At 72.8% G+C, this 6,875-nt stretch carries 5 protein-coding genes and 4 pseudogenes; 5 read left to right on the top strand and 4 right to left on the bottom strand.

What is annotated here, in order from left to right:
• A pseudogene (locus tag SSBG_RS33565) lies at positions 1 to 478 on the top strand (hypothetical protein); the annotation flags it as partial.
• Positions 468 to 557, top strand: a pseudogene (locus SSBG_RS35990) (IS5/IS1182 family transposase); the annotation flags it as partial. The pseudogenes SSBG_RS33565 and SSBG_RS35990, both read left to right, overlap by 11 nt.
• Positions 558 to 758: 201 nt before the next feature.
• On the opposite strand, the gene SSBG_RS03125 reads toward SSBG_RS35990, so the two are convergent.
• Positions 759 to 1,235, bottom strand: a complete 477-nt coding sequence (locus tag SSBG_RS03125) for a hypothetical protein (RefSeq protein ID WP_037868821.1) — start codon at positions 1,233 to 1,235, stop codon at positions 759 to 761.
• Between the two features lie 71 nt (positions 1,236 to 1,306).
• Here SSBG_RS03125 and SSBG_RS35625 point away from each other — a divergent pair.
• Both SSBG_RS35625 and SSBG_RS03115 read left to right on the top strand, forming a co-directional pair.
• Positions 1,307 to 1,645 (top strand): annotated as a pseudogene (locus tag SSBG_RS35625) (IS256 family transposase); the annotation flags it as partial.
• An 87-nt stretch (positions 1,646 to 1,732) separates the two neighbouring features.
• Positions 1,733 to 2,005 carry a hypothetical protein gene (locus SSBG_RS03115; RefSeq protein WP_008744776.1) on the top strand — a complete coding sequence of 91 codons (273 nt, stop codon included), beginning with the start codon at positions 1,733 to 1,735 and terminating at the stop codon, positions 2,003 to 2,005.
• A 404-nt stretch (positions 2,006 to 2,409) separates the two neighbouring features.
• Here the strand turns inward: SSBG_RS03115 and SSBG_RS03110 are convergent, their stop codons facing one another.
• Positions 2,410 to 2,769, bottom strand: coding sequence for a VOC family protein (locus tag SSBG_RS03110; RefSeq protein ID WP_008744775.1), 360 nt, complete (start codon positions 2,767 to 2,769; stop codon positions 2,410 to 2,412).
• Between the two features lie 280 nt (positions 2,770 to 3,049).
• Between SSBG_RS03110 and SSBG_RS03105 the strand changes: the two genes are divergently transcribed.
• A complete protein-coding gene (locus SSBG_RS03105; RefSeq protein ID WP_008744774.1) occupies positions 3,050 to 4,921 on the top strand; it encodes a transketolase in 1,872 nt (623 codons plus the stop codon).
• A 63-nt stretch (positions 4,922 to 4,984) separates the two neighbouring features.
• Here SSBG_RS03105 and SSBG_RS03100 read toward each other — a convergent pair.
• Both SSBG_RS03100 and SSBG_RS03095 read right to left on the bottom strand, forming a co-directional pair.
• A pseudogene (locus SSBG_RS03100) lies at positions 4,985 to 5,813 on the bottom strand (class I SAM-dependent methyltransferase).
• Positions 5,814 to 5,929: 116 nt separating this feature from the next.
• Positions 5,930 to 6,875: diacylglycerol/lipid kinase family protein (locus SSBG_RS03095; protein WP_037868818.1), on the bottom strand; the 946-nt coding region annotated here is incomplete at its 5' end.

Here is a 6,875-nt window from a genome sequence, read left to right as displayed (position 1 = left end):
CCTGGCAGCGCGCGGCCACGAGGAGACGGTCCCGGCCCTCGTGGACATGGTGGTCGCGGGGCGGCGGGACGTGGACGCGGGAGACGCGCTGAGCGGCTTGGCGGAGGGGAGCGCGGGGGGCGACGGCGCGAGAGAGGGGGCGGGCATCCCGGCGGGTGAGGGGCTGGGGGAGGTCGGCGGTGGCGAGGGGGAAGAAGAGAGCGCGGTGGGGGAGAGCGGCGGCGGGCTGTCGGAAGGGGGAGGCGCGGAGGGCGGCCGGGAGCCGTCAGGGGCGACGACGCGGGAGCGCATCGTCGGTCTGCTCGCTGAGGCCCTGGAGAACGCCGGTGCGCAGCCGGCGGTGCGACGGCGGATCGCGCAGGCCCTCACGGAGATCCGGGGCCCGAGCGCGGCGCGCATCCTGGCCGGGCTGACACGGGACGCGGATCGCGGGGTGGCGGCGACGGCGGCCTACGGGATCGCAAGGCGGGAGGGGTGAAGGGCACCCGTGGTGCCTACCACTGGCGGACCGGGTCCTGTTGGTGGCCTTTTACTACCGGGCCAACCCCGCGTTGCGCTAGCTTGCCCCGCTCGTCGGGATCCCCCCAGCCACCGTCTGCCAGGTCGTCCATGGCGCAGACAGCCGCCGCAGAAGCGCGCCACGACGGGCTGAATCAGCAGGTCAAACGCCATGTCGCTCTGCCCCGTCCATCCTCCGGCAACAGCCTTTGGCCTGTCATATAACGGTCGGCGTCGGCGCGGCGCCTCCTGCCGATGTGTCAGTCCCAGGCGTTGAAGAGGACTCCGCCCAACGTGGTGATGCCGTAGAAGCGGATTTCTCGCCACTCGCCCTGCGTGAGCACTGAGGTGTCCACGCCCGAGAGTGGTGTGGCGAGTCGTTCGTTGCTCAGGACCGTGAAGCCCGCGTCGGTGAAGGCGTGAGCCCACGGGGGCGGCGCGAGGAAGTCCTCTCCGTACCAGTCCCGCCGTGCGTCGGCGAAGGCTACCCAGGGGTAGTGAGCGTGGCACAGGACCACCTTCTCGCCCTCGCGTTCAACGACCGTTGCCGTGTGGAAGGTTCGGGGGTACACCCGTTCCTCCACCTCACCTGCTTCGCCTCCAGCGAGGCGGGCGGCGGCATACAGGGCGGTCCGGAACGCCTTGAGTTCGATCTCGGGAAGCGGGCCGTCCTTCGGCCGGTAGAAACCTGTCGCCCCCCGCGGCAGCGTGAAGTCGTCGTCTTCTTCATCGACCATGCCGCTCATTCTGCCTGGGCCGGGGCAATGCTCAGGACCTGTGGACCGGGGCTCGGGTGGCGCGCGGAGGGCGGGACGAGAGCGGTCACCGTCCGGTCGTGCGCAACGGCGGTCACCAGCCGCTGAAGGTCACCACCTCCGCCTGAGTCGTCCAGGTCAAGGCCCCGCGCGTGCACGACAAGCGCATCAACGAGGCCGCGGGTGAACGCAAGCGGTTCTCCTCGGCGATCCTGTCGCCGTGGGCACGGAAGTCCCCGAAGAGCAGCGAGGTGCGGCAGGCCGACCGTGCCGCGTTCATGGACCGCGATCTGTTCGCCACTGCCTCCGTGCAGGTCTGGGCCGACGGCACCGAGGAACTGATCGCGATGACCGACGGATATCGCGAGTCCTCCGGCGCATGGACCGGACTGCCCACATGCCCCGGCTAGCCCGGCCCAGCCCGCTGCCAAGCGGGCGATCCAGGAGATCTGCAACGCCGAGGACGAGGAGGCCGCCGCGTGAATGACCTCAACGGTTCCGCCCAGGACGAGCACCGGCGTTTCGCCCACTACCGGCATGAGCTGGCCGTCGTCCGTGTCGAAGACGAAGCCGATCTGGTGACCGGAATCCGGCACGACCCGGATAAGGCGATGGTGCAGCCGGCCATCATCCGCCACCTCGACCGGCTCGCGGTGCTACTGCTGACCGACGCTGGGTGCACTGCCTGGGCCCGCGCGATGGCCGAGATCATCGCGGAGCGGGAATTCCTCGCCCGTCGTCTGCGCGAATGAACCCTGCCGCGGTCAATCGCCGTGGGCCAGCCCTGGGGCTCGGAGCAAGAACCCGACGCGTCCGTGCTGAAGCCAGTCGTCGCCTGTGTCAGCGACACCACCGCGACTGACTTGATCCACAGGTCTTGACCATTCCTCCTGGGCGCCCCGGGCGGGATGGTTTTGGCGCGCTGGCCGGAGAGCGGTTCGTGAGGATGGTGTCGGTCGACGCCTCGGATCCTGAACACGGTCGACGCTCTGCCCGTGACTTCACTGCCGAGCTTGCGGCTTTACGCCTCACCGCGTTTCTGCAACGCGCTCTGGAGGGGCGACGGCACGCCAACGGGGCGTACGCGGGGTGTGCACAGCCCCCTTCCGTCCGGGGGGCGCCCCCTGGGCCCGGCCGCCCGCCTCCCGGCCCACCCTCAGTCGTGCCCCGCCCCGCCGCGGTCCGCGTACTCGAAGATGCTCCCGTCCTGGTGCAGTGCCACCAGCGTGCGTCCCGCCGCCGAGCCGATGGGGCCGGCCAGGACGCGGCCGCCAGAGGCGAGCAGTGCGACCGCCGCCTCCTCCACGTCGGGGACCGCGAGCGTCGCCCGCACCTGGCGCAACACCTCGATCTCGGCCTCGGGGCCGCTCATCAGCAGGAAGCAGCCCACGGCGGCGACCGAGACGTTGCCGCGGTCGAAGCGCTCGGCGGGCCGGCCGACGAGTCGTTCGTAGAACGGGACCGTGCGGTCCAGGTCATCGACACACACACGGAGCGTGGTACCCAGAATCTCCATGGACCAGAGCCTAGTTGGCCCGCCCGCGCCACGTGATCGTTTCCGGCCGCCAGCCTCGGGTGCTCGCGTCCCTCGCACGCCCGCCCACTGCCCGCGACCCGCCCCCGCCCGCAACGTCCATTTCCCCACCGCGCGCGATGCCTCTCCCCTTCCCATACTGGGAGAACCGGGAGAAACGCCTCGGTCACACGTTTGCCCGTCGTGCCCACGGGGACCCGAAGAGCCGCGCTCGTGCACGTCCCGTGCACCCCGCGTACGCATCCGTACGAAAGGAGTCACCATGCCGAGTGAATCCGGCACCGGCACGCCGCTCGATCCCGAGAACCTCGACGCGCTCGCGGAACTCGGGCAGCAGTTGCGGGTGGACTCGGTGCGGGCGACCGACGCCGCGGGCTCCGGGCACGCGACCTCGTCGATGTCCGCCGCCGATCTCGTCGCCGTGCTCTTCGCCCGGCACCTGCGCTACGACTTCGCCGCCCCCGAGCTCGCCACCAACGACCGCTTCGTGCTGTCCAAGGGCCACGCCTCGCCGGTCCTCTACGCGATGTTCAAGGCCGCCGGAGCCGTCAGCGACGAAGAACTGCTGACCTTCCGCAAGGAGAGCAGCCGTCTCGACGGCCACCCCACCCCGCGCATCCCCTGGGTCGACGTGGCGACCGGTTCGCTCGGTCAGGGGCTCCCGGTCGGCGTCGGCCTCGCGCTCAGCGCGCGCGACCTGGACCGCACCGACAGCCGGGTGTGGGTCCTGTGCGGCGACAGCGAGATCGCCGAGGGCTCCGTGTGGGAGGCGGCGGAGGCCGCGGGCGCCCTGCACCTCGACCACCTCACCGCCCTCATCGACGTCAACCGCCTCGGCCAGCGCGGCCCCACCCGCCACGGCCACGACCTCGACGCCTACGCCCGCCGCTTCGCCGCCTTCGGCTGGCACACCATCGAGATCGACGGCCACGACGTTCGCGAGATCGACGCCGCCTACCGCGAGGCCGAGTCCACACGCGGGGAACCCACCGTGATCCTCGCCCGCACGATCAAGGGCCAGGGCGTCCGCGCGGCGGCCGACCACGAGGGCCTGCACGGCAAACCGCTCAAGGACCCCGAGGCGGCCATCGCGGAACTCGGGGGCGTGCGCGACATCCGCGTCTCGGTCCGCACGCCCAAGGGCTCGCCGGGCCGGCGCGAGCCGGCGCCCGCCGCGCTCGACCTGCCCCGCTGGGACAAGGGCGGCGAGGAGGTCGCGACCCGCGACGCCTACGGCAAGGCGCTCACCGCGCTGGGCACCTCGCGGCGCGACGTCGTCGTCCTCGACGGCGAGGTCGGGGACTCCACCCGCGCCGAGTTCTTCGCGAAGGAACACCCCGAGCGCTACTTCGAGATGTACATCGCGGAGCAGCAGATGGTCGGCGCGGCCGTCGGCATGGCGGCACGCGGCTGGCGGCCCTTCGCCGGCAGTTTCGCGGCCTTCCTCACCCGCGCCCACGACTTCATCCGCATGGCCGCCATCAGCCAGGTCAGCCTGGCCCTGTGCGGCTCGCACTCCGGGGTCGCCATCGGCGAGGACGGGCCCTCGCAGATGGGCGTCGAAGACCTCGCGATGATGCGCTCCGTGCACGGCTCGACGGTCCTCTACCCGGCCGACGCCAACGCCGCCGCGCACCTGACCGCCGCCATGGCCGACATCGAGGGCATCTCGTACCTGCGCACCACGCGCGGCGCCAACGCCGTCCTCTACGGCCCCGACGAGGAGTTCCCCGTCGGTGGTTCGAAGACGCTCCGCTCCGGCAGTACGGACCGGCTCACCCTCGTCGCCGCGGGCCAGACCCTCCACGAGGCCCTGGCGGCGGCCGACCGGCTCGCGGCCGAGGGCATCGCGGTACGGGTCGTGGACCTGTACTCGGTCAAGCCCGTGGACCGCGAGACGCTGTGGAGGGCCGCCGAGGAGACCGGCTGCCTCCTCACCGTCGAGGACCACCACCCCGAGGGCGGCATCGGCGACGCCGTCGCCTCCGCCTTCGACGACGGCCGCCCCGTCCCGCGTCTGGTGCGCCTCGGCGTGCGCAACATGCCCGGCTCCGCGACCCCCGCGCAGAGCCTCGCCATCGCCGGCATCGACGCGGACGCGATCACGGCCTCGGTACGGATGCTCGTGAACTGACGGCGGGAGCCCGGCCGGGACGGGGCGGCGGCCCGCACAGGACGGGGCACACCCGCCGCCGCCTCACACCCGGCACAGAATCTCCCCGTGCAGCACCCCGAACCACGCGTCCGGGCTCCGCCCCCACTCCCGCCACGCCGCCGAGACCGCCTCCAGCCCGGCGGCGTCCGCGTGCCCGCCGCCCGTCGCGCGCTCCGGTTACGCGAAGTCAGAGGTGCAGTTCGTCTACTTGCCGCTCCAGCACGTCATCTTGGTCCGGCGTCGCGTAGCACCAGGTCGCCGCCGAGGAGGTGACGTCCGTGAAGCCCGCCGCGCGCGCCCAGGCGCGCAGCCGCCGCCCCGCGTCCGGTTCCCCGCCGTTGGCGCGCGCCACGCGCTCGTACAGGTCGAGCCAGTCGCCGAGCCCCGGCACCTCGGGGTACCACGTCATCGCCGCGTAGTCCGCGTCGCGCACCGCCACGATGCCGCCCGGCTTCACGACCCGCCGCAACTCCCGCAGCACGCCCACCGGATCGCCCACGTGCTGGAGCACCTGGTGCGCGTGCGCGACGCAGAAGGTGTCGTCGGGGTACGCGAGCGCGTGCCCGTCCCCGGTCGCGAAGTCCACGTTGGCGAGCCCGCGCCGCTCGGCCTCCGCCGCCGCCTTGGCGAGCACGGCGTCCGAGGCGTCGATGCCCGTGACGTGCCCCCGCGGGACGAGCGCGGCGAGGTCCGCGGTGATCGTCCCGGGACCGCAGCCCAGGTCGAGCACCCGCATGTGCGGCTTGAGGTGCGGCAGCAGATAGGCCGCCGAGTTCCCGGCGGTGCGCCAGCTGTGCGAGCGCAGCACGGACTCGTGGTGGCCGTGCGTGTAGACGGCGGTCTCGGCGGAGGGCTCAGCGGTTTCCGGCATGGCGGAACTCCTTCGGTCCCGGAGGATTCGGTGCCCTCACGCTACGCCGCATGTCGATGGGTGAGACCGGCGTCTTGCGATACGAGACACGCTTCTCCGGGGCCGAACGGTCTCCCTCACACGTCTATCGGCCGGTACACCGTCAGCGCCTCGTGCAGCTTGTCCAGTTCGACCACTCGGCCCGCCTCCGCGACCTCGCCGTCGTGGGCCAGCGGCGTGCCCGGCTCGATGCCGGTGACGCGGAGCCGGTGCAGGCGGCGGGCGGCGTGGAAGGGGGAGCGGGTGAGCGGCCCGGCGAGGGCCGCGCCGAGGAGGCGGACGCTCGGGCGGCCACCGCCGCGCACCGTACGCACGTCGAGGAGGCCGTCGGCGAGGTCGGTGCGGCGGCCCGCCGTGAGACCGGGGCGGCCGTAGAGGCCGTTGCCCGCGAAGAGGAGCCACAGCGGTTCGCGGTGGCCGCCGATGTCGGCCTGGAGCGGGCGGTCGCGGCGCAGGACGTGCACGGCGGCGGCCACGTCCGCGAGGCGCCCGCCGAGCTTGCCCGACCACTTCTCGCGCTCCCTGACCAGCTCCGGGTACACGCCGAGACTGAACGTGTTGAGGAAGAAGCCCGAGGTCCAGCCGTCCTCGGCGTCACGGCAGTCGGTGCGCCAGCGCCCCACGTCCACCAGGACCGCCTCGCCCAGCTCGACGGCCCGGTAGGCGTCCCGTACATCCTCTATGCCGAGGTCGTACGCGAAGTGGTTGAGCGTCCCGCCGGGCAGCACGACGAGCGGCAGCTCGTGCCGCAGCGCGACCCCGGCCGCCGTGTTGATGGAGCCGTCGCCACCGCTGATCCCGAGCGCCTTCGCCCGCCGCGCGGCCTCCTCCAGGGCCTCGGCGAGCCCCGGGCCCTCGCACTCGACCACCTCCGCCTCGGGCAGCGCGTCGCGCAGGCTGCGCACGCGGTCGGGCGAGCCCGCGCCGGTGTTCACCACGACGACGAGCCCGGCCCCGCGCGGCAGCCGGGGCGCGCCCACGGTGAGCCGCGCGGGCACCGGCATCTGGTCGCGCGTGGGCACC

The organism is Streptomyces sp. SPB074 (assembly GCF_000154905.1).
Lineage (GTDB): Bacteria > Actinomycetota > Actinomycetes > Streptomycetales > Streptomycetaceae > Streptomyces.
The sequence above is the reverse complement of the archived record's forward strand: the minus strand, read 5'-3'. Positions and strand labels throughout refer to the sequence as shown.